We start from the raw sequence: 21,714 nt of genomic DNA, 5'->3' as shown, positions 1-21,714 counted from the left end.
CTGCTTAATTCATACGGATATAATCGACATCGAAGATCCCCTTATACCCTTTGACTCCAGAAATCCCTGTAGCAAAATCGCCATCATATGCCATTACGCATAAAAATGAGTGAAACCCCTGTTTGACGATTCTTTTATCATGCAGGAGTTTAAATGATTGCTCAAACATCAATTTGGCATCGTAACTGGACTTGGCGTAAAAGTCCATGCAAAATTTCCCCTGAAATACTAAGGGGTTCCGTCCGTATTGCCCAGGCATAATATACAGGCATACATGCGGAACGGTATCCCTTGATATCGTGATCTCAGGCTCTACGCCCTTTGTATAGCACTTAATGACTTCTTGGGGTGTCGGTGTGAGAGTAAGCCCCAACAACGCCATAAACTCCCCGTCAGATGTATGTGTGCTCTGGACAGCATCGATCAGTTTTAGGCTCATTGATTATCCTCCAGAAAGTATCGGTGGTACGGAAAATTTTCGATTACTTCAGCAATGCCTTGAAGGATTCGGTTTCGGTTGGACTGTATTGCGATACGTAGAAAATAGGTAGGCGGTGTTGGCTTGAACTTCGGATCAACATCCCCGCGTTCTGCCAACTCCTCCAAATCAACCCCAGCATAGCCACCACCCGAGAAACGCATCGTGCCATCAATGCTTTTGTAATTACCTTGTCCGCGACCGACAACCACTTTACTGCTCCGGGATCTCAACCGGTTCCAGGCATCGGAATTCATATAGGTCACCAGACCAGGGTTTTGTGAAGCATCGGCCATAAGAGAGCCTTTACCGAACTGCTCCAGCCATGCTTGCCAGTAGTCCGCTGTTATGTCTCCGGTAATCATCTGGTTAGCAAGCACAAACATGTTCATTTCGATCTTGTCTCTCACGGCTGGATAGTACCGTATACCACCCTTGGCGGTCAGCAGTACCAGCTTAGTGAGTCCGGTAATCTCAACAGCCAGCTTGCTTTCGAGATCCTTAGTCGCCCTAACAGCATCGTATCCGGTGATCATCGTCTATCCTCCGATAACTGAACCTGATATAGTCCCGGAAACTGGATATCATCTACAGCATCCACTTGATACGGACGACCATTGAGCACGATCCGATCCGGCGACATTAGAGAAGTATCATCCGGTCTCCGAACATCGACCGTCCGCTGCAGTCGTAGCAGGTGCGTTGAGGTAGCAAGTAAACCTGGGTCTTGCTGGCGGAGTTGCGCCGTTACGTATTGCGCAAATGCATTGACCTCTGTCGCAATGTCTTGGAAGTCGGGGTCTCCAATGGGATTGTAATGATCATCATACTCCTGGCTATAACGCTGAACTTGCACAATCATGTTTGTCTTCACCATCCCGCAGTATTTATCACGGTCCGGCGTAGGCCGGATGGAACAGACAAGAAACGTTTCTCCCGTCTCAATCAAAGCTCCTGGGAGGACGGACGATTCAGGAGCAAAACGTCCAATGTAATCCGACTCTCTCCCGAACTGAGAAGATCCGCTTGCTCCGCGAGACAATATAACCGCCTCCGGCACTCCATTCACTGTGCAGGGCGTGTGCCGGTGTGCGAATTCATGGAACATTCTTCTCACCTACCTGAAGGAACGATGCTGATACTCAGACAGCAGATCCGCTATCTCAGGAGTGATCATATCGTTCCCGAAGTATTCAATTGTGGAATCAACGTCTTTTCTCATTTTCACGTTTGAGTTAGAACTGCTGGATAGTTGAGCGATAAGCAAGCCGCAAGCCGCCTTTACCTTATCCGGGATGGGGTCCCATCCGCTGGTATAGGTAACCTCTAACTCTGCGTAAGGCGCTCCAAACGGAGAACCGCCGCAAAACACCGCACCGATTTCTTTATCCACGTCCAAGGCGCTCAGGTCTGCATCCGCAAACCCTGGAGCACCGAAGAAGTTATCACCGGTAATGCCGTATGCAGCTCTGCCCTTTACTGCCGTAACATCCTTGACAGGGTAATATGACAGGTGTCCTCGCTGGTCCGTCAGAGGTATGCGTTCTGAATAGGTTGTAACGCCGATCTCACGCTTACAACGTCCGTCTATGATGGCCGAAGCCCTAATGATTAATGGGGTGGTCAGCGCCACTCCTGCGGGAACGTAGTCGGTGTCGGTTGTCGCAAGGTATTGACTCATTCAATGTATCCGCCATTTTCAAGTTCCTCGGCGATTCCTTCCTGTACATCAGCTTTTCCATCAACAAAATTAACGATCTTAGACCCAATGAAAAGAGTGTGCGGACCTGTCTTCTGGCTGTCAGTTCCCTTGAGAGTAACGCCTTTGAGATTAAACACCTCTATCTGAGAATCGTTTTGCTCAGGTGTTCCAGAAGCATCAGGATCACCATCGTTAATCTCTGGCGCTGATTCTTCACTCAGTTTAACTTCATCCGTACCTTCACCTGTCGTTTCTTCTTTCTTTTTCATATCTTCGCCTCCTTATGTTTGCAGGGCGACTAACGCCGCCCTGCATCCGTTCACTAAGCTACTGCGGTAATTGTAGGGCGTTCAATGGTGCCATAGGCATGAGCATAACCAGGACCCTTAGCGACAGGAGCTCCGTATTTAATGGCAACATATTTTTCCTGAAGGTCTGTAACGGTGCCCATTTGGAACAAGTAGATGCCTTTTTCGCCTACATAGTGATATTCGATCATTGACTCAGTTACAATTGCGACGCCGTAGTCTGTATTAGCAGCTGTCGTTGCATTTACAGCCGATGGCATGAAAGGCTCAGGAATAATAGGCAACAGTCCCGCAGCAGTCATTACCGCCAGAACTTCAAGACCGGCCACAGTAGTCTTCTTCAGATTGCTGATTTGTGTGTTGTTGTTACCAGCAAGACGCTCTTCTTCCTCCAGGTAATGATGTGCAATTGGATGGATATAGATGGCTGATGGAAGCAATTCGTAAAGCTCACTGGCAATCATCGCCGCAACCTTAGCGCGTATAGCAGAAACAATTGATCCGGCAGCGCCAACGGTGAATGTGTTTGTGATCTGTTTAGGAATGCCCATGTATTGAAGCGTAGTTGGGACTGCAAGCGAGGTGTCAGTTCCTCTCCACAAAGTACGTCCGTGATGCAATGCAACGCCGTTCAACATATCATTCAAGTCTTTAGCCTTCAGTTCTGGGAAATTGGCTTGTTGCTGCCCAAGAATGACATCATAGTGACCAAAGTTCACTTGGTTGGTGATGGCTTTGATCTTCAATCCGTGAGGCGTGCGCGGATTGCTGGTTGCAGTCGCGGAAGGGTTTCGAGGATCAACCGATGCTCCGCCATTAATTGTGTTTTGCTCGTAATACGTAGAAATATCTCCTGTTGCCGGTACGTACTGCATACGTCCATCCAGAACCGATGTGCGGCGAAGTGCGTCTGTAATCTCACGTTGGAAATCATCGACGATAATCGCACCTGGTCCTTGGAATTGCGTTGCTGCTGCAACATCGATGGAATGCGCTTGGCCTACTCTGCTGTTCATTAATTACACACTCTCCTTTTCAAATTGCGCTTTGGCTTGGAATTTAAGTCTCATAGATTCGGAAGACGGCAGGTTTAGGGCATCGACAGAAGCGCAAAACGTCTTATAATCTGTCGCGCTATTTTCTTCTGTCTTTCCATATTTAGAAAGAAGATTAGCAGCAGAGACAGTCTTGCGTTCAGGTTCTGGAGGTGTTACGGTTGTCTTGCCAGCCTTCAAATCAGCGAGTTCTTTTTCGAGCGCTGTCGTTTTGTCCTGTGCGGCCTTGAGATCGGCTGCCGCTTGTTCTTCGACTGTTTTTTGTGCAGCCTCTTCCTTGGCTGCTTTCATATTTGTTAGATCGGATTTAATTGAGCCGACCTCTGTTACTACATTTTGGACACTGGCTGTGATGGTTGACATACTTTCGGCCAACGACTTCAATCCATCTTCCATTGCTTTGATTTGTTCTGGTGTCATTTCGACATCCTCCTTGATATATTTATTATTTTTTGCTGCAAAACTCGTTGATTTATAGGCAGCAGCGTCTGCGAACAAAATCGCCGCACCAGTACCACAGAATTCCAATACATCAAGCACGTTTTCCATATCGGCGGCGTTTTGCACTGATGCTTCCATTTCAAGCGATGCGCCGAACTGGTATTCAGACCAGTTGTATTCAGCCGCAAGGCCGTTGTAATAACGAATGGTCGCCACGACATCCGGGAAGTCCTTGCCGTAGATGTAGCCTTCCACCCATGCACAACCATCCATAGAACGGTAAGCCTTATCGATCACGGCCACCTTAAAACGCGGTTCATGGTCGGACATCCCTGCGGCGTAGTCGATGTTAAGCGCCATTCCCACGAATGTTTGAAGATATTGATCACAGACGCTTGAAGAAATGCGGATGAGCTTACCACCCGCCCCTGAAGGCGAACCGTCACTCGGCTGATCAACCGTGAATAATACGCATTTGAATGGCACCTTATTGGGGTGACTTCCGGCAGCATCAGAAAGTTTGAAATCCTGGACGCGCATTTTCGAATTACTCATTTTCAATGTCTTTAGCATTATTGGTTCTCACCTCCCTTCAGGGCAAAATAAAAACACCGTTACATTTCTTCGGTGTTTGGGTCTTCCTTATTCGGTTCGACTTCTGGAGGCTCTGGCGGTGGCGCTTTAGCAGCTGCGAATTCTTCCTGTGTTAGATTGATATCAATTACTCCCAACTTACTCGGCTGTAACAGCACTTCGCCATGCTGGTTAGGAAGTGCTTTCTTACCTTGCTTGTCTCTTACCTCATCCGGCGTGATGGTTCTTCGATCCAGATATATTGCGTCAATGTCCGCCTGAGTCTTTAAATCCTTTAAGGACGTAGCATATAGGAATTTAAACTCTATTACGCCACCCATTTTAAAAATGCCATCAATGATGTGATTGTTTATGTGCTCAACGATGTTCTCTGCAATGGATTGCACCGTGGCTTCCGTGTCATCGTCTTCGCTTTCCGCCGTGGTCCGATTAACATCCTTGGTCTGCCCCAGTTTCTTAGGAGAAACGCCGAATGATATTGCTATAATTTCAATGAGGAATCGCTGCCACTCAAGGAATAACGACTTATCATCTGTAGCACCTAAGTTAAGGACAGATGGATTGAACCCGCTGATAATAGGTATGATGCCCTTCCCTTGAACCTCTGAATTCCAGTAGGTCCGAAAGGCTTTTGCGTCAACACTGTTGCCGTCTTTTCCTGTTCCGAGGTTAAGTATTTTGTTAAGGATCGTGTTCTTTGTCTGATTTCCAGCAGTTTTATGGGATGAAACAAAGTTCTCCGCTGATTCCCATACGGTTTCTAATGGCGAAAGGCCAAAAGGAGTACTTGTTCTTGGATTCATTCGGATATACATCATTTCAGATGCCGTAAGGTGTACATATTGCCCGTTAATCCTCTGGGCAAATCGATATGAGTCAGGCTTCCCGTCCCATTGCGGGTAAAGATCAATAGAGAATGCATCCACTGGATACATACGGAATGGCCGAAGTGGATCTCCTGCCTTCAATATCTCTGAGCTACCGGCACTGCATACCAACATATCTTCAACCACTTGTTCCAACCAGGACCGGAATGAGTCTCCTGAATTGGGTTTTAGTAGTGACCGCTCAATGAGCTTGCATATGTCCTTATACTTTTCAGTATCATTCTCGTCAATGGCAGCTACTGACCAATTAAGTTTTGTAATGCCATCCTTGAGAACATTGATTGCTCTGCGAGGGATTGGAGATTCGCTCAATAACCTGAGATTTGTCGGTGTTCGCTTAACTGCAGGCTGATTATTTCCATTCCTACTTAAGTAGCCCCAAGATTGTGCATAATTTTCAGTTTGGCGATCCGGCTCATTCTTCGTTCGACCAGCTTCCAGCCAAGTAATAATTCGCTGCCTTACCCCCAAGGTGTTACCTCCTTTCCTTGCAGACTTCTATGCATTAAGAATATCATCTGTTTTATACAGTATCGCTACGGATTTTTGCTTGTACGCATGCATATGCATCTACGTAACACACAGCCATAAGGCACTCAGGAGGAAGGCTCTCGAATTCACCCTTTGCATATACTTCTTCAACATTGAGATTGTGTTCTCGGAACGCCGCATCTCTTTTCTCTCTCCATTGATTGATAGCGAACTGAACAAACTCAGCAGTTTCATTCATGATTCTCACCTCACTGATTAATGGTAGATATATTCGATGTTTGTCTTGTGGTCAGGTGCGATTTGTATTGGTACGCTAAAGTAATTTGATGCTTGATCATTCATCCCCGATGGACAAGTCTCAATTGGAATTTCCGTTATCAGGTTCTCAAATACTTCAGGCCGCATCTTAATCATTTTAAGAACGGGCACTCTTGGGATTCTGCTTGACATGTGATTAACCCACGTTTGAAAATCCTTCACTTGGCCTGACTTTAAATCTAAATCCGTCCATAATCGACCTTTTTCATTTGTACAACTCATGGGCAACATTCCTCCAGACATAAAAATAGAAGGCAGGAAAAGTTTCCTGACCTTCTTCGTTTATACTTCTATGCTTGAAATATATCATCTGTTTAGTTTCGTTTTACTGCGGTAATCTTAAAATTCACAGCCAATCACTATAGCTTCCAGAGGTTTTTTTTCTCGACAATTTTATCAATCTATACAGACGAGAAAGATTTAAACCAAAACTAAAATCTGATATCTCTTCATCTTTATCAAAGTGAGCAACCGGTTCATTAAAAGTGCTATCAGTTTCAACGATGAAAAAGTCATCTTCAAGATAGTATTCATCGGCATCTGTATACACCCTAATCTCCATTCGACCAACAACAGCAATATCATTACTATTTTTTTTCTTAAAATAATATGCGTCGACAATTTTACCATTGGAAATTGATCTTCCAAGTAATCTCGAATACTGTAATGGATTAACTTTTTCCCAATTCGCCTTTTTATCTTTTGTCCAGTTAATTAGCATCTCCACAAAATCTTCAATAGTTTCGTTCATCGAATCTTCCCCCTAATTTCTTCAACATGTTCATCAAGTTCCCTATTTATATATATTTTCAGTCTATACAACTCATCTGATAAAGTTTCATGTAATTTGCTATGTGTACCAAATATGCCTTTTATTTTTGTAAACCATGTTTTCTCCATGCTTTCGGTATTCATAAGTTTAACAGTCTTAAATATCTTTTTTATTATTTTCCTGGTGCTTTTAGTAAAAAATTTATTATACATTTCAATATCATAAAGGGTTTGTTTAATTAGATTAAAATCAATTTTATTATCTAGATTAATTAGGGCTATTGAGGTATCAAGAGATTTGACAATAGAAGACTTGGTCTTTTTAAAGTTAGTTTTATAAACATCATCTATTAAACCTTCACGAATTTTTTTAGTGGTTGAACTGATCATTATCGCAAAAAGAAATGATAAAAACCCTAACACGGTGCCACCGACAGTTATCCAAAAACCCCATACTTGATATATCTCATCCGACATGTAATAACCACCACTTCTTTTTTTTGCAATCAAAACTACTCTAAATGAACAGTAAAATATCTTCAATTAAAATTTGAGTTTGATAATCTATAACCATATTCTTAGGGTCTCTTATTGTAACACTACCAACAATAGACATTACAATGACTAATAAACTCTTTTTATAATATTTTATGATTACTTATTCTCGAAACATTTGGGGAATTCCAGTTTCAAACTCCACTTTATCATAGTCCATTCCAAGTTCTTTTCTCAATTCAGTGTAATCTTTGACTGCTATTTTTATAAACTTTTCAATAAGTTCTAATTGAAGTGGTCCAACTTTTGAAGAATACTTTGCCCAAGCATCAATTAACTCCGTAGATGCAAAAGCCATATTATCAAATAGCAATTTTTCAGTAAATTCTTTAGTTAGAAAAGGATGATCCTTGATGCTACCTAAAGAGATAGTATTTTTTGGAGAATTCCTCATTGTATCTTTATAAATATGACCTCTTGCAATAATCAAAGCATATAGTGGACTGTATAACTTATGTAATCTTTCTAGACTGAGTTTCCTCTTTTCTCTGTGTGGTTCCACAAAAAAATGAAGAACGATAAAGATAACAACTGCAACCGATGCCGAAATTAAGGCATTAACTATTTGAATAGGCAACTGATTCAAATTTAACCCCCAAACCTTTTCTTTAGTTTTATTATTTAAACTCCACTTTAATTGTACTGTTTCCAATACTAGGAGACACTCCATTTAAATATCTTTAGTAGATCACAAATCTCTAAGAATCCTGGGTATTGCTGTTCGTTAAGAATCTCTCTTTTCGATTGCATCTCTAGCTCCTTGAGGTAGTTCCTTAAAAAAGGTCTCAATCTGTTTAGGTTGTGTGACCATCGCATCGACTATAAAATTCAGCAAGCTAAAGAGTCTTGCTGAAATCTCAGTATTGTCGATTAAATCTAATTGCCCGGGATGAACGGCATTGTTTCCGGTCACTCGGACTATATCAAGCGACTTTTGAATTCTCACATCTAGTCCGCCTTTTACCAGTTTAGCTATATCGTCATTAATATTCTTACCATCTCCACCTAAATGTTGACAAAGGTGCTGAAGTGCCAATCTCAAGAGCGCAGCAGATGCTCTTGGCGATTTTGCGAAAACTTCTCTTGCCTCAAAATAGATTAGTCTTATTTCCTCTGGCATATCTTCTGATGGTAACGGAATTCCAGAGGAATCCGGCTGAACCATTCTACCTTTTATCCAAATATGGTATCTTCCACATGATTCGCAAGTGGAAGAATTAATTTCTTCGACAACTTCGGCCTGTAACTTATCGGTTTTAAGAAAACATACGTCGCCACTCTTATATAGATACACATTACTCCAATTTTGTTGAGATAGCGTGTTGCAATACGGGCAAGTAAATCTTACCAGGTGTACCTCTGGTACAATGTAATTCATTATTTGTTCATCCTTTCGCATGTCCATATATATAAATATACGATAACTTCAAAGATAAAACTGTATTATTTTTCTTGTTCAAACAGATATCATAATTATTTTTCTTTATCCAAATGCAAAACCAGTATCCGTCTGTACGTCGGCGAAAGCCAACACCAGTCCGTCAGCTCTATCCGGTGATTGCAGCCCTCTCTTCTTCATATCCTCTTTTCGCTCCAGATAGATCCTACCATTACTCCCCATTCGCCACTTGCGGCTTGTCAGCTGCGTAACCAGTTTTTCATCATCCGGCAGTTCGAACACTCCTGGAACGCCGAGCATAAAGTTACTCATATTTTCTTCTAACAGCTCCTTAATTTGGCCCCACATCTCAGAACCGAGATTTCCGTAGTGCTCATCCTCTGCCGATGATCCATTATTCACACCGATGATTGTGTATCCAAGATCCTTTTCGATGTTTATTTCATTTAATCTGTCTGTCACTCCTCCCCCAAGGCCAGTGTCATCAACTCTGATTTCAACTTCTTTGACTCCTGGGTGCTCAGATTTCACGTCATCAACAAGCCTTAGCACCCATCCTGTAGTGGTCATAGTATCTTGCTTATGATGAAAATGATGCCTAACTACCTTGCCACCTACCTGACCGTATATATTTGTTTCGTCATCCCCAAAACGTGCAACGTCTACGCCGACAGTAAGTTTTGACCCTTTAGCCTCAATACGGACTTCGTTCTTAGCGAACTCCGCTGCTTCCAGGGCAATGAAGGTATCCGATTCTCCGCGAGGAAACTCACCTTCAACACGCACGCGCCATACATCAGAGCCTTCGCCGTATTTACGCTTGAGCATGGCGATGTTCTCTTTGCTCGTCCTGGGGCTGTTTAAGCAGGAGACCTTACGTGTCTTATAATCTGCGCGGTCTCTGTTATGGGAATCGTAGAACACTCCGCTTGTGCGTGTTGGGTTACCGCACATTAGCAGCTTATTATATGGACCTGACAATGTACCAAGGATGGCCTCCATGATCCTGTCTTCTACGCCAGACGCTTCGTCTACAATGAACAACATGTAGTCCTCATGGAAGCCCTGCATGTTCTCCGGTTTAGTTGCGGTCCGTGCTGTCGCAAACCAACGCTCTTCATAATTCCGCATGTAAACCTTTGTCTTCGTCCATTTGAGTATGACCTTTAGTATTGGACTCTTATCCTGCCATTTGCTGATTTCAGCCCACAGAACGTCATGCAACTGCTGCCGTGTTGGAGCCGTACATACTACCTTCGGAAACGGAAAACAAGACAGGAACCAAAGCGCAATCGCCGCCTCAACTCCTGTCTTGCCCACTCCCTGCCCTGATCGTACTGAAACGCGCGGATCACTAGCTATGTCCATTAATACTTCTGCTTGCCATTCGTCTGGCGTGAAATTAAGCATCTCCTTGCAGAACAATACGGGATTCTTCCTGTACTCTGGTATTCGCTTCTTGAAGGCATTGTGACGGCGTTTTGTATTTGGTGTTTCTTTAGCCATTGTCTTCCACCGCCTTAACCCAATCTTCAATCACATCATCGTCCGTATCTCCTCCACCATTTTTCAGGTTTTCGATTTCGATACGTTTCTTCTCAATCTCGACTTTCATTCGTTCCAACTTCAATCGCCGTTCGTCTTTTTCCGGCGCAATCTCAATGAACTGCTTTATCGCCGATCTGAGCTCCTTCATGACGGTAGCCTCTGCTTTGATGGCGCTGTTATGTTTGTCCCAGGCTTGTTGATACTCCCATTCTTGCTCGGTTCCAAACATGCCGGGCTTTTTCTTGGTCAGTACCTTTGTGATATCCTTTTGATCTTTAACAAAGGTGATGCGCCGGCCCCAAATTAGCCGTTGATACAGACTGATCACGTTTTCCCAGAGCATATCTGCCGGACTCATGGTTTCCACAATTTCGCGGATCTCCATGAACTCAGGATCTTGGGGCATGAACTTACTGAAAAAACCGTGCTTTAGTGCTTTTTGATTTCCTTCAGGCCCACCCTTTCCACCTTTGTTCCCCTTTGCATTTTGATTGCCCTTCTTAGCTCCTCGCGGTCTGCCTGATGCCGGTATTTCATCCCACTTATCGGCGCTTTTCCACCTACGGACCATCGATGGATTGATCCCCAGTTCTGCGGCAATTTCGCTCAACTTCTTCTGCCTTCCACTCTTCAGCCATATCTTCAGCGCCTTTTCACGATCTGGGCTTTTCTCTCTTGTCAACTAACTTCACCTCGGCCTTACTACGTATTTGAGTTGGACCCTCTTTTGAAAGGTCTAAATTGGTCAAACGTTACTAATGAAAATAAGCCTCAGATTGAACTCAGGCTTGGGCTGCTTGCTGTATTCTACTAATATTTGTTAATTGAATTCACTTTAATATATATTGTATGTCATTCGTAAAGTGCGGATTTTCCTTGATGTGATTTGTTTTGTTCTTCATTCCCTCAAATGAATTCATCATGACCCCATTGTAGTTCATTCGTTAGAGCTCAAAGTCCTCTAAAGCATCGTCTAGGGTGTCCTGTAGTAGCCCTACATACCTCAGAGTCACCTTTTCCTCCGAATGATTGAAGTGATCCATTAGTAACGCTATGTCCTTCGTTTCGAGGTACAATCTGTAACCGAATGTCTTTCTCATGGAGTGAGTACCTATCTCTTCAAGATTAAGCTCTTTGGCAGCGCCTCTAATGATTTTGTACGCCATGTTTGGTGTGATTGGATATGCTTTACCTCTTTTACGCTTCCTGCTGGGAAACAGATATTCAAAATCGGCTTTATCCTTAACATAAGAATCTAGAGCTTTGCGGAGCGATTTTCGAATCAGCACACTCTTAACTTTCTTGGTCTTTTTTTCGGTAATCGTTATGTGTGTCCCCTTTACATCTCGGACTGTAAGAGGAAGAATGTCTGAAATGCGGAAGCCGGTGTTAATTCCAACAAAGAACATGATGAAGTCACGGATGTTCTTGAAATATAGGTATTTCTTCATAGCATCGAGTTTTTGGGGGTCTCGTATTGGTTGTACAAATTTCATTTCATCACCTCCATTTTAGAGTTAAGGAAAGGTTTCCTGAGCAAAAGAAAAGGCCATCCGGATTATGGATGGCTTTGAATCAACCTATGCTTTTTGAATTGTGATTTTACATCTACCGTGATCTGAAGGTCTTGCCTTAATAGGATCATTGTATCTGGTTATTGAAGCAGCAATGATATAATGCCCCTGCGATACAACTTCATCGTCACTTTCTTCAATGATGTGGACTATTGGAGAGACAGCCATATTACCAATCTCATCGATGCTAATATTCACGAAGTCTTCATCATCTATTGTGTACGACTTTGAATCAGAACTAATATGAACATCCACCTGAGACCAACCATTGTTCTTTAAATATTCAAGGATATTAACTCTGTCATCTGACGGTAGTTGCCAGGATTGATGATTCGTCATTTTCACATTCACCTCCTACACCTATTATACAGTGTATGGAAGATAAATCCTGCTATGGTTTGACAACGACTGTAGTCAAAGTCTTCCACAAAAATCCTACAAGATCCTCACCTTCTACGGATTCAATGATTCCTTCAGAATTAATAAGCAGCCAGCCTTCACCCCAGGCTCTTAATTCAAACGTCTCTCCGTAATAGGATAATAAGTCTATAAGGGCTGCTGTTGATATAAGAGGTCAGCACTCCTTATAGAAAGCGATCACCTTGCCGCCATCATAAATCGCATTTAAATCATCAGGACTGTCTTCTGCTTCAACGACCCATTCTCTGTCCGGCTGTTCTTTGATGAAAAAATATTCTCCTGCAGAGAAGTCGTAGAATTCAAATATTTTATCGAGCACCATTGGATCTGTCGCTTGTACCTCTGCGATAGTAACTCTCTCTCGTGGAAACCTCAAAAATAACCCCTCCCATATCTGATATAAGAGTATTCGTCATATCAGATTCATATCCTTCCTACTTAAGGCTCAGGTATTCAAACATAAAAACAGCCGATGGTGTTCAGGCCTCCGGCTTCTCAGGCCATCTCCTTCACACATACCCCCTAGGCGGGTCATCGACTGTTTTTATGATGTCCAGAACTTATTGGCGCGTCTGGACGGATTCGCTCTCGATCCATATCTTTAGCCGCTGAGATCACGGTTGCCCAGGAGGTGTCGGGTATGAGCTGCGGTGTGATATGCCCGTCACAGATTACCGCAACCAGATATGGAGTAGTACGGAAGCTCTCGCCTCGGTATCTTTATTATATTTGGGGTGTTGTGCTGCTACGCTACGGAATTTACGCCTTATTATGTTGTTGGGCAAAAAAAATACCGCTCCAGGTATCTACCCTTCGCGGTTGATGAAGTGTCCTAATCCTTCTTTTTTATACTTTTGTCCCCATAATTGATTATTAAAACATCGAATTGCACTATTAAGCGCTTCTTCACTATATATCATACCAACTAATGAAGAACGCATCTTCGCCCTAAAGTCGAGCAGTTTCTTCGCATGGTCGAACCCACCCATCAAACAATATCTCCATGCTTCTTCGACTGTAACGGTGTAAGACTTTACAAGTTCCTCTATTTCTTTTCTCATATAAGATGGTACATCGATTAATTCCATACCATTACCTCCTTACACATCCCGATTATTTAGTTGTCTTAATCCGATTTCGCCTTCTTTATTCCGTCCCCGCCCGTAATCGATCGTTACATAATCCAGCGTGCCGTTAAACAGCAGTGTATTTGTAAGGGAAGCGATGACTCGGCGGCGTTTCTCAGCGAATGTTGTAGCCTCTATACTATAGAGAGCCTCAGTGTAGCCCGCTCTCATATATTTAACGGCATCCTTGTACTTGACTTCCTTATCTCCAACGAAAAGCAGTTCAACAATCTTATGCTCATGTATGTTGGGAATGTTATTACTAGCATGAATAATTGCCTCTACTACAAATTTGTATATCTTGTAATTGGCTTGCCGTGTCTCTCGTGCAATCATTACATTCTCCGGGATGTTAGATATAAGATCATTTGTGCTGAGACGTTTGACTGCCCCACCCATTCCAGTTAAGTCGAAATCATCCAGGCCATCCGCCCATTTTCTCTTTTGAGCATCTTCATAACTTTTCTTCAGCCTATTGAATGTCCTGAAATTCTTCAGCAGCCATTTTGTTTTTCTAATATCCTCTTCATCTGGGTTTTCGAAGAACTGAACTTGATAGATTCTCGATATTTCTACGAGATCATCCTTTGGATCAAAATCACTTTCTACTGATGGTGACACATCGATTATCATTGGCATAACCTCCTTGCGGTTATCTTACATATTTACGATTAGTATAGAGTGGATTTCATACGTAGTTACTACGGATAATTGCGCTTCGGTTATGCCGTAGGCTTCCATGCCCCGGCGTCTGCATTCATCGGGATCTTTGTCGAGCAGATCATAATCGTCAATCATTGTAGAGTTGTTGTTTTGCATGGCTCTTTCCTCCTTGGTTTATTGCTGCAGTACGTATATTTTGCCGCCGATAATCAGTTTGGTTGAAATGCCCTCCTTTTCCTCCATGATTAGAGCTGCCACCCTTATACGCCTATACTTTGGTTTCTTCACTTTGATTTCTGCCGGCTCATCTTTGATTTTCCATACTTCTCTGGCTACCTCCATAGGATCTCGGACCTTCTGCCAGCCAAGCCCGTTCAGGTTCACCTTCCCCCGGGAATTTACTTTGATTAGCTTCGGCGTCCCGTCCCGACTGTTCCGACTGCTGTACACCACTCCGTCCCGGCTTACGCTGTATCCCGGATAGTTAGGGATGGGTTTAAGTGGAGGGAGGATTGGTGTTGGCATTATCTGTTTCCTCTCCTGGTAGGTTGATGGGTGCCCAATGTGTAACGTTGTAAACTCGGTTACCGCCAAATCTGTGCCATCCGTAACCAGGACTGTCTAATAATTTAGCGCGCTGGGCAAGTTGCGGTCCGTTTTCGCTGATAACCAAATGCGTTACATGGCTTTCTATGCCCCTGTCGTACTCGTCATACTTGATCCATGGAATAATTGGTTTGGATTCAGCAGCCAGCAGTACCATTGCTATGTCCAATGCTTCCCGCAGCATGGTGTAACGCTCATGTGGATAGTTGCAATTGATTGTGTGGATTGCTTCTTCATTTGTCATAGGTTTGTTGTTCCTTTCTTTATGGGGAGCCAGATGGCTATTAAACCTTCACCCGGCCCCCGCTGCGCTGGGTTATTCGGTCGCGTCTCGATGGCCTTCAGCCGTAAACTCGAATATTTCTTCCTCCCACTCGTAACCACCATCATCTTCATCGACGGGAACCGGATAAACGGTTCTTTCCACACGAGCGAGTATGACTCTCTCACTTAGGTCTATCGAAAACTCTCCTTCGTTCTGTACATAATCTTTCTGGGCTTCAACATACAGGACGTATTCGATCAGGCACTCATCGTAATTCCCTGAACATACCAATCCATCCTCACTGTCGTAAACAATCCAAATCCCGTCCTTCATATCCTCTTCTCCCCCTTATACCTCTACCAAATTCGGAAATTCATAACTGCAGCCTACTATCTCAAGTTTTAAAACGCCTGTATCCTCATCGAGATATTGCCAAAGAGGAAACGTCATTCCCTTGCACAGCACAGATTCCGTTTTAATTGTCTTGGCCCCATACCTCGCATTTTTTTCACCCCAGTCAATTCTGTAGAGCCTTTCCCCGTTCCGAACAAGGTCACCTTCATAACTTTGCTTTCCGTTCTTGTCCTTAAGGCCCACACGCCGGAGAAGAATGAATTCCGGATCATATCCAGCTAGATTTAACAGAGGCTCATAGTCTTCCTCACGCTCGGCCACATTCACCCGAATGCCATCAGGGAAGAATTTGATGTCACGTACTGCCCGGACTCTCTTCCGGCGTATGTCCCAGGCTTTGAACATCGGCGCTTCGCTCATGTGTATCCTCTCCCTTTGGGGTCTCTGCCCCCTTATAAGTTAAGTACCAGACCTTATACGGCCTCCGCTTCGCTGAGCTGTTCAGTCGATATGGAGGCCTGACGGCCGTTATAAGACAGTTACGACTCAATCACGTAAATAACGTTATCGCACTTCTCATTCAACTTTTTTGCCACACCTTCGGCTATCTTCTTCGTTTTATATTCTTTGGCCTCATGTCTTCTGTTTGTCGTGCAAGGAAATCTTTCTCCATGATGTGTATATGTTTTCCCCAAAAAATAATTACCATCTACATATATATAAAAAGGCATTTTATCCTCCAAGGTTACAGCCCTTCGGCTATGGTTTAGCGCGTCAGCGCCATCGTATCGACCGAATCCGCTTAGGCATTGCCGAGGGCCGCATCAAGGTTGTGTTGTATCTCTTCCCTTGTGAGTGTCATTGGTTATCTCCTTCCTCAAACTTGTACATTCAAGTTCTCCATTTGCTCTATTGCTTTTCCTAAGCCTTCCAATTTCTCGAAATTATCTTTTGCTTCAGCGATTTGTTTGTCTCTTACTTGGTCGGCAATCAGTAAGCGCAAATCATTGTAGCTGTCCTTGAGCTTATCCAAGGTCTCAATCGCATCTTTTAATTTCACTAGTTTCATGAGCTGCCCTCCTTGGGTGCTGGGGTAGACTCTATACGGCCTCCGGCTGTCGCCTGGGTGATTGCGAACGGATCGAAGGCCTTCGGCAAAAGCAACCCTTTACGTGCCTCAACTTCTCTTTTGTTCTCTTCCGTCCGAAAGTAGAATTGTGGTCGGTAACCCCTGAAGAACGGTTCACGCTTCATGATCGGCCTCCTTGGTGGATGTGGGTGCTGGGGTATCTGGGTATAGGGTGGATAACGTTTGGTCAATTAAATCATTCCGCAACTTAATAGTTCCGTTGTAATACTTCGCTTGATCCTCGTTTTCTGTTATCTTTTTTATCCGTTCAAGTGTCCATCTTAGTTGTTGTTCCCGGTCCTCTGCTGCGTCAGCTCGAGATTCGTAATCAACATCGAATAACTTGTCATTTATCGTCTTTTGAGCAATATACTTATGCATGTAATATTCCAGGGCTTTCACCAATTCTTGTGTTTGCTCGCCAGTCACTGGAACAATGGCTCCTGGTCTGCACATCTCCATATCCTTTTGCCAGTCCCTCGGTGTTTGTGTCATTGGGCTTCCTCCCCCTCCCTATTTATTTTCTCGATGACAACAAAGTCGCTTTTGTCGAAATGTAGTGCTGCTGCTGGCTCGTAATCTCCGGCTTTCCAATCAGTTTCAAAGCGGTTGCGATCATCATTGTAACTTCCGAAAAAATCATCTTGCTCTATCCAGTAAATAAGCTCCTTGAATTTTTCATCGTCGTTATCGTCCCATCCATATACACTGTAGGTATTTGGACTGTAATCCCATTCTGCTCCAACAACCTCAGTGTTGTTCAGATTACGAAACGCTTCAGCCATTTTCTCTAACACTTCAGTCGATGGATGATTCGAATCATAGCTAGCTTTAATTTCGTCAGCACTTTTACTCGAAGTATTGAATCTCAGTTTATAGATTTCCATGGTTATATCCTCCCTTAGTGGGAGAGGAGGGTTACTCCTACTCCCTTAATGATCTGGTCCGGCCCCCGGCTACGCCTGGGTTTATGCTGTCGGACGATGGCCTGACGGCCTCATGCAATACTTCTCGCGTGATAAACTCACTCACTCTATCCAGTTCAACTTTTTCTAAGACAACAAGATCAAACATATCAGCGGCGTGAAATTGGATAATTTCATTCGTGAATTCTCTGACCATTTCAGCAAATTCTTCAGGTCCGACATATGAACTCTCCCAATATTCGTATTCCGCCCAATCTGTCACATCTTCTGGTTTAATTGTGAACTGCTTGACCTTGCTAGTTTTAAGCTGTGGTAACCTCTGTTCGCAGCATGTGCAGTGCGATCTTTGTGTGACGTAGTTAACGGTTATTTCGCTCATTCTTCGCCCCCTGTAGTGTGATATATGCCGCCTCTGCCCTCTCTCGGGGGCAACTTGTTGTCTGTACCTGTGTCATGGCTGTGTCTCCCCTTCCTCAAGTGCGGATTTTGCAATGTGATAAAATGGATTTGGTTCTGCTGCTTTAATTTTCTCCAGCGCCTCCCGTTGCCGGGCTATGGTCTGTAGTGCCTCTTCTAGAACAACCAGCAAGCTCGTGAGTTCTTCTACTGTCATAAATGTAATATCCGTGGGCGATAAACCCTCGTACCGCCCCTTTAACTCTTGTATCCGTTCTGGTGTCATAGCACCTTACCTCCATGCCGCTGCGGCCGAGTAGCATTGTAGGCCATCTTCTCCCGGATCGCCTGCTCTAGATCAATTTCATAACGACCGCAAGCGTCAAATACGCGGATTACGATATCAGCCAGCTCGGAAGGTATGCCGCATGGTTTCCAGTAAGGTGTATGTTGCGCAGTTGAAATTGCCTTATGACCTGTGTCTTTATCCTTTGCTTCGAACCACATTTCTGTTGGCGCAGTTCCGTTACGATAATCTTCCAGCGCCTCTGATGCCTCTGAGTGGATAAGAGCAATAATCTCCCCGAAGCTCCGGTCCTCGTCCCACCAGCCCTTATCTACTGCATTACTATGAGCATCTTGAACAAGATAATTGATTGTTCCAGGAGCGTAATAGACCAATTTATCTTTTTGAAACCCGTTTGCGTAGCCCTCACCAAATGCCAGAGCCAAGATGCAAACTGTTTCGGCATCGCCGTATTTATGAAGGGTTTCTTGAGGAACCCCCACTACGCCAAGCTTATCTACCATTTCCGGCGTTACATCAACCAAAATATACGCATCATCTCCGCCCTGTTGATCCACAACTTCCAGGCTGTTCAAAACATCCAATATCGCTTGCTTTTTTTCATTACTCATTACTTTTCAGCTCCTTTATTAGGGGGCGATTTACGCCCCGACTTATCTCAGAATCAATAATTAAGAGAAACTTGCTTCTGGTTCTTTATCAGGTTTAATTTCATCGCCTTCAGAATCAGAATCAAGGATTAGCTTCGTCCCATTTTGGTTGAGTTTCATTAGGAGTATTGAAAACTCATCCAAGTATCTTAGTGAATTAATATCGTGAATTGAATTGCGTTCGATTGTCCATTTTCCTTTGTCGAATTCAGGCCATGTGTGAATTCGAATTTCGAAGTTCATTTTCTTGTCATGCTCACATTCAAAAACCAATACTGCATGTTTTACACTGCTCCAAGACCGTTCTTCGTTAAATTCAACTTCAAAACGTACATCCACATATTCGTAAGATGGCGGTCCGTCTTCGTAACAAACCTCAAGATCATCGGTTTCAACGTTGTGCTCTACGTATTTCTTCCAACGTTCAAACAAATCAGTTACTTTGATAGTTTCCATTTCTTCTGGAATCATTAAATCCTTGAAGTTTTCCAGCATCTTTTTGTTCTCAAGCGCCGAACTTTTCAGCACATCCACTAAAACAGAATCAAGCTTAGTGATGTATTCGCTATAATCGTAATTTTCCAAATAAGGAATCATTACGGATTTAACTTGCTTTTCGATGACCTTTGTTACATCGCCATAAGAACCGAGCAGATCCTTAAGAGCGTTCTTGATTCCGTTTTCTAATTGTTCTGCAATCAGTTTCTCGATCGTCCCGTCCTCAAGTTTCTTAGTGATAACGTCTTTGATGCTGTTTTCCAACGACATATAATTCGCTCCTTTTGATTGTGATTTAACGTTGTTATCCGAATTAAACTGACCCATTATTGAGCAATTTGAATGTATTTCAGTGCAATCCTATTTTTGTATTGGCCTATAGTATTCGCTGATACTCCTACCGCTTTTCCTATCTCACGATGTAAGTAACCGTCCATCATCATTCTTACAGTCTCTTGCTCCACCGGAGTCAGAGCACAAATGAACTGATTAACCGCAAGCTCCGTATCATCTTCTTCATCTGCGATTGTTTCCGCCAATCCAAGCTCAGTTCCATCCTTGAATTTGATCATTCGATCTAACCTTGTGATTGATTTGGGTTGCAAGCCTGAATGAAACGGGATGTGAATTAATTGTGCTCTGGTTTCCAGGTATCTAAGAATGAAGCCTTTAATATATGGATAGGCAAACGTTGAAAACTTCTTAGCCGATGTTTTGCCGGGGTCGAATCTGTCATAAGCCATCAATAATCCAATGGTTCCCTCGCTGACTAAATCGTCCGGATCAATGCCTTGGAATCTCAAGTGTCCGAATTTCTTCGCAACCTCATGAACCATCTTATAGTGATTCTGGTAGCACTCCTCTTTTGTACCAAGCTGAGGATGGCTATCCCTTATTCGTTTTGTTGGAAGCTTCTTCAATGTTGTACCTCCTTAGTCCTCGAACCGTTCACCGTAGCTATAGACCGGTGCAGGCTCTGCTGCTCTTCCCAATGCATCTGCCATCATACTGGCGAATATCGCCATGTCCTTATCCTCGAAAGACTGCAGTAAGCGTATTTCAGTTGCTTTGAGATTTCGTCCGGCTGCTGCTGAGAGCAAATCAACAACTGGTTTAATTTGATTCTGTCGTTCCTGTTTCTCGTGCTCTTTCTGCTGTAGAGCATTTTGCTTGTGGTTGAATTCTTCCCAGTCTTTTTCGTCAAAGTAAAAATGATCTCCATATTTCTCACGGTATACTGAAATCCAATATTGAAGGAGTTCATCGGTCGTTTGGATCTTGTCATGACAGGGCCAGCAGACTCTGAGGCCGTTTGTCTTGACTCCCCGACCCTTCCGGCCTCTAGGCCACACGTGGTGTGTAGTAGAGGATGCCGCAGTCTTACAGCACGGGCATATTTCACCTTGCTCTGCAATGAGCTCAGCAATTACTTCATCTGTAAAATCACACCGATCTTTCGAACTCTTTCCTGATTTGTGATGAGCAAGGAGATCCTTCTTCCATTCTGGAACTTCCTTCTTAGCCTTGGATTTATTTGACCCCAGACTGCTATAGCTCTTTTTCTCCTTAACTTCCTTGACCGGTTTCCAAAATGTCTGATGCTCTCCCATGCTCTTTTACACCTCCTATATTTCTATTTTAGGGCTATAACAATGTTGTTCCGCCGCGCTGTTACTACGGTTTCAATAAATTCCCTCCAAATAGCCAGCCTGTTCCAGCGTTTGATAATGCCGTTCGCGCTCAGCTGCGGTGAAATGAATTGGTAAGACGGTGTGAGCAGCATAAAATGCAATTGCTTCTCTGATTTCCTGCGGCTGATCGTCAAGTTCCGATAAATCAAGTTTCTTTTTAGTCAAAGCATTCACTCCCCTGCACCTAAGGAAAATTTTCCTCATGAATTTTATTCGTTATCGCATTTCGTATATTTGTCTGTAACTCAATAATATACGATATCGAATAATAGGTCAATGGATCTTGCGGAAAAATATTCGTTATCGTATACTCGCTATAAGAGGTGATATATTTGAAGAAAGTACGCCCTAAACTAAATGAGCTGCTAAAAGAACGTGATATGACTCAAATGCAACTGTCTGAAAAATCCGGCGTTCCTCAAGGATCACTGAGCCGGTTTGATAAGAACTCAAGACACGAGGCAAGTCATTTATTCTCTATATCAGAAGCTTTGGGAGTATCAATTGAAGATTTGTTTGATAAGGAGCAAGAGGAATAAATCCTCTATGCTCCTTTTTTT

37 protein-coding genes are annotated in these 21,714 nt (G+C 43.4%); 1 reads left to right on the top strand and 36 read right to left on the bottom strand.

What is annotated here, in order from left to right; translation table 11 throughout:
* Positions 1-4: 4 nt before the first annotated feature.
* The 36 genes from NYE33_RS20490 to NYE33_RS20315 all read right to left on the bottom strand — a co-directional run bounded on the left by NYE33_RS20490 (position 5) and on the right by NYE33_RS20315 (position 21,319).
* On the bottom strand, positions 5-439 hold the full coding sequence (locus NYE33_RS20490; RefSeq protein ID WP_341067266.1) for a hypothetical protein: 435 nt from the start codon (positions 437-439) through the stop codon (positions 5-7).
* On the bottom strand, positions 436-1,014 hold the full coding sequence (locus NYE33_RS20485) for a hypothetical protein (protein ID WP_341067264.1): 579 nt from the start codon (positions 1,012-1,014) through the stop codon (positions 436-438). Before NYE33_RS20485 ends, NYE33_RS20490 begins: the two co-directional genes overlap by 4 nt.
* Positions 1,011-1,340, bottom strand: a complete 330-nt coding sequence (locus tag NYE33_RS20480) for a hypothetical protein (RefSeq protein WP_341067262.1) — start codon at positions 1,338-1,340, stop codon at positions 1,011-1,013. Before NYE33_RS20480 ends, NYE33_RS20485 begins: the two co-directional genes overlap by 4 nt.
* Before the next feature lie 255 nt (positions 1,341-1,595).
* Positions 1,596-2,159 carry a hypothetical protein gene (locus tag NYE33_RS20475; RefSeq protein WP_341067259.1) on the bottom strand — a complete coding sequence of 188 codons (564 nt, stop codon included), beginning with the start codon at positions 2,157-2,159 and terminating at the stop codon, positions 1,596-1,598.
* On the bottom strand, positions 2,156-2,449 hold the full coding sequence (locus NYE33_RS20470) for a hypothetical protein (protein ID WP_341067256.1): 294 nt from the start codon (positions 2,447-2,449) through the stop codon (positions 2,156-2,158). The genes NYE33_RS20475 and NYE33_RS20470 overlap by 4 nt, the downstream gene beginning before the upstream one ends.
* A gap of 53 nt (positions 2,450-2,502) precedes the next feature.
* Positions 2,503-3,504, bottom strand: coding sequence for a hypothetical protein (locus tag NYE33_RS20465; protein ID WP_341067254.1), 1,002 nt, complete (start codon positions 3,502-3,504; stop codon positions 2,503-2,505).
* 3 nt (positions 3,505-3,507) lie between these two features.
* Positions 3,508-4,557, bottom strand: a complete 1,050-nt coding sequence (locus NYE33_RS20460; protein ID WP_341067252.1) for a 3-oxoacyl-ACP reductase — start codon at positions 4,555-4,557, stop codon at positions 3,508-3,510.
* A 41-nt stretch (positions 4,558-4,598) separates the two neighbouring features.
* Entirely contained in the window at positions 4,599-5,936 is a 1,338-nt protein-coding gene (locus NYE33_RS20455) for a phage portal protein (protein ID WP_341067250.1), read from the bottom strand.
* Between the two features lie 52 nt (positions 5,937-5,988).
* Positions 5,989-6,195 (bottom strand): hypothetical protein, encoded by a 207-nt coding sequence (locus NYE33_RS20450; RefSeq protein WP_341067247.1) that lies wholly within the window; start codon positions 6,193-6,195, stop codon positions 5,989-5,991.
* 426 nt (positions 6,196-6,621) lie between these two features.
* Positions 6,622-7,026 (bottom strand): hypothetical protein, encoded by a 405-nt coding sequence (locus NYE33_RS20445; protein WP_341067245.1) that lies wholly within the window; start codon positions 7,024-7,026, stop codon positions 6,622-6,624.
* Positions 7,023-7,589 (bottom strand): hypothetical protein, encoded by a 567-nt coding sequence (locus NYE33_RS20440; RefSeq protein ID WP_341067244.1) that lies wholly within the window; start codon positions 7,587-7,589, stop codon positions 7,023-7,025. The genes NYE33_RS20445 and NYE33_RS20440 overlap by 4 nt, the downstream gene beginning before the upstream one ends.
* 115 nt (positions 7,590-7,704) lie before the next feature.
* Complete coding sequence (locus tag NYE33_RS20435; RefSeq protein WP_341067241.1) at positions 7,705-8,253, bottom strand: hypothetical protein; 549 nt, start codon at positions 8,251-8,253, stop codon at positions 7,705-7,707.
* A gap of 72 nt (positions 8,254-8,325) precedes the next feature.
* On the bottom strand, positions 8,326-8,979 hold the full coding sequence (locus tag NYE33_RS20430; protein WP_341067238.1) for a DUF4145 domain-containing protein: 654 nt from the start codon (positions 8,977-8,979) through the stop codon (positions 8,326-8,328).
* Positions 8,980-9,084: 105 nt separating this feature from the next.
* The gene (locus NYE33_RS20425; protein WP_341067235.1) at positions 9,085-10,506 is read right to left on the bottom strand and encodes a DEAD/DEAH box helicase family protein; all 1,422 of its coding nucleotides are present in this window, start codon (positions 10,504-10,506) and stop codon (positions 9,085-9,087) included.
* Positions 10,499-11,230 carry a phage terminase small subunit gene (terS, locus tag NYE33_RS20420; RefSeq protein WP_341067233.1) on the bottom strand — a complete coding sequence of 244 codons (732 nt, stop codon included), beginning with the start codon at positions 11,228-11,230 and terminating at the stop codon, positions 10,499-10,501. Before terS ends, NYE33_RS20425 begins: the two co-directional genes overlap by 8 nt.
* A gap of 262 nt (positions 11,231-11,492) precedes the next feature.
* Positions 11,493-12,044 carry a tyrosine-type recombinase/integrase gene (locus tag NYE33_RS20415; protein WP_341067231.1) on the bottom strand — a complete coding sequence of 184 codons (552 nt, stop codon included), beginning with the start codon at positions 12,042-12,044 and terminating at the stop codon, positions 11,493-11,495.
* 84 nt (positions 12,045-12,128) lie between these two features.
* On the bottom strand, positions 12,129-12,461 hold the full coding sequence (locus NYE33_RS20410) for a hypothetical protein (RefSeq protein ID WP_341067229.1): 333 nt from the start codon (positions 12,459-12,461) through the stop codon (positions 12,129-12,131).
* 235 nt (positions 12,462-12,696) lie between these two features.
* Positions 12,697-12,918, bottom strand: a complete 222-nt coding sequence (locus NYE33_RS20405) for a hypothetical protein (RefSeq protein ID WP_341067225.1) — start codon at positions 12,916-12,918, stop codon at positions 12,697-12,699.
* Between the two features lie 430 nt (positions 12,919-13,348).
* Positions 13,349-13,630 (bottom strand): hypothetical protein, encoded by a 282-nt coding sequence (locus tag NYE33_RS20400; protein WP_341067223.1) that lies wholly within the window; start codon positions 13,628-13,630, stop codon positions 13,349-13,351.
* A 12-nt stretch (positions 13,631-13,642) separates the two neighbouring features.
* Positions 13,643-14,302, bottom strand: coding sequence for a hypothetical protein (locus NYE33_RS20395; protein WP_341067220.1), 660 nt, complete (start codon positions 14,300-14,302; stop codon positions 13,643-13,645).
* Between the two features lie 24 nt (positions 14,303-14,326).
* Positions 14,327-14,488, bottom strand: coding sequence for a hypothetical protein (locus tag NYE33_RS20390; RefSeq protein ID WP_341067218.1), 162 nt, complete (start codon positions 14,486-14,488; stop codon positions 14,327-14,329).
* A gap of 18 nt (positions 14,489-14,506) precedes the next feature.
* Positions 14,507-14,857, bottom strand: a complete 351-nt coding sequence (locus NYE33_RS20385) for a hypothetical protein (RefSeq protein ID WP_341067215.1) — start codon at positions 14,855-14,857, stop codon at positions 14,507-14,509.
* Positions 14,829-15,182, bottom strand: a complete 354-nt coding sequence (locus NYE33_RS20380) for a hypothetical protein (protein ID WP_076242910.1) — start codon at positions 15,180-15,182, stop codon at positions 14,829-14,831. The genes NYE33_RS20385 and NYE33_RS20380 overlap by 29 nt, the downstream gene beginning before the upstream one ends.
* 72 nt (positions 15,183-15,254) lie before the next feature.
* Positions 15,255-15,536: a hypothetical protein gene (locus NYE33_RS20375; RefSeq protein ID WP_341067212.1), complete on the bottom strand. Its 282-nt coding sequence runs from the start codon at positions 15,534-15,536 to the stop codon at positions 15,255-15,257.
* Positions 15,537-15,551: 15 nt separating this feature from the next.
* Positions 15,552-15,977: a YopX family protein gene (locus tag NYE33_RS20370; RefSeq protein WP_341067210.1), complete on the bottom strand. Its 426-nt coding sequence runs from the start codon at positions 15,975-15,977 to the stop codon at positions 15,552-15,554.
* A gap of 457 nt (positions 15,978-16,434) precedes the next feature.
* A complete protein-coding gene (locus NYE33_RS20365) occupies positions 16,435-16,626 on the bottom strand; it encodes a hypothetical protein (protein WP_341067208.1) in 192 nt (63 codons plus the stop codon).
* The gene (locus NYE33_RS20360) at positions 16,623-16,811 is read right to left on the bottom strand and encodes a hypothetical protein (protein ID WP_341067207.1); all 189 of its coding nucleotides are present in this window, start codon (positions 16,809-16,811) and stop codon (positions 16,623-16,625) included. The genes NYE33_RS20365 and NYE33_RS20360 overlap by 4 nt, the downstream gene beginning before the upstream one ends.
* Complete coding sequence (locus NYE33_RS20355) at positions 16,801-17,181, bottom strand: hypothetical protein (RefSeq protein ID WP_341067205.1); 381 nt, start codon at positions 17,179-17,181, stop codon at positions 16,801-16,803. The genes NYE33_RS20360 and NYE33_RS20355 overlap by 11 nt, the downstream gene beginning before the upstream one ends.
* Entirely contained in the window at positions 17,178-17,573 is a 396-nt protein-coding gene (locus NYE33_RS20350; protein ID WP_341067204.1) for a hypothetical protein, read from the bottom strand. Before NYE33_RS20350 ends, NYE33_RS20355 begins: the two co-directional genes overlap by 4 nt.
* A 37-nt stretch (positions 17,574-17,610) precedes the next feature.
* Positions 17,611-17,991, bottom strand: coding sequence for a hypothetical protein (locus tag NYE33_RS20345; protein WP_341067202.1), 381 nt, complete (start codon positions 17,989-17,991; stop codon positions 17,611-17,613).
* Positions 17,992-18,063: 72 nt separating this feature from the next.
* Positions 18,064-18,294, bottom strand: coding sequence for a hypothetical protein (locus tag NYE33_RS20340; protein WP_341067201.1), 231 nt, complete (start codon positions 18,292-18,294; stop codon positions 18,064-18,066).
* Positions 18,291-18,926: a hypothetical protein gene (locus tag NYE33_RS20335; RefSeq protein ID WP_256703769.1), complete on the bottom strand. Its 636-nt coding sequence runs from the start codon at positions 18,924-18,926 to the stop codon at positions 18,291-18,293. Before NYE33_RS20335 ends, NYE33_RS20340 begins: the two co-directional genes overlap by 4 nt.
* A gap of 60 nt (positions 18,927-18,986) precedes the next feature.
* Positions 18,987-19,733 carry a hypothetical protein gene (locus tag NYE33_RS20330; RefSeq protein WP_341067200.1) on the bottom strand — a complete coding sequence of 249 codons (747 nt, stop codon included), beginning with the start codon at positions 19,731-19,733 and terminating at the stop codon, positions 18,987-18,989.
* 56 nt (positions 19,734-19,789) lie between these two features.
* Positions 19,790-20,383, bottom strand: coding sequence for a sigma-70 family RNA polymerase sigma factor (locus tag NYE33_RS20325; RefSeq protein WP_076242900.1), 594 nt, complete (start codon positions 20,381-20,383; stop codon positions 19,790-19,792).
* 12 nt (positions 20,384-20,395) lie between these two features.
* Positions 20,396-21,073 carry an HNH endonuclease gene (locus NYE33_RS20320; RefSeq protein ID WP_341067198.1) on the bottom strand — a complete coding sequence of 226 codons (678 nt, stop codon included), beginning with the start codon at positions 21,071-21,073 and terminating at the stop codon, positions 20,396-20,398.
* Positions 21,074-21,145: 72 nt separating this feature from the next.
* Entirely contained in the window at positions 21,146-21,319 is a 174-nt protein-coding gene (locus tag NYE33_RS20315) for a hypothetical protein (RefSeq protein WP_156118609.1), read from the bottom strand.
* A gap of 167 nt (positions 21,320-21,486) precedes the next feature.
* Between NYE33_RS20315 and NYE33_RS20310 the strand changes: the two genes are divergently transcribed.
* The gene (locus NYE33_RS20310) at positions 21,487-21,693 is read left to right on the top strand and encodes a helix-turn-helix domain-containing protein (protein ID WP_063779799.1); all 207 of its coding nucleotides are present in this window, start codon (positions 21,487-21,489) and stop codon (positions 21,691-21,693) included.
* Positions 21,694-21,714 lie beyond the last annotated feature (21 nt).

Source organism: Paenibacillus sp. FSL R10-2199 (assembly GCF_038000235.1).
GTDB classification, from domain to species: Bacteria; Bacillota; Bacilli; order Paenibacillales; family Paenibacillaceae; genus Paenibacillus_AQ; species Paenibacillus_AQ phytohabitans.
This window is presented reverse-complemented; position numbering and strand designations above follow the sequence as displayed.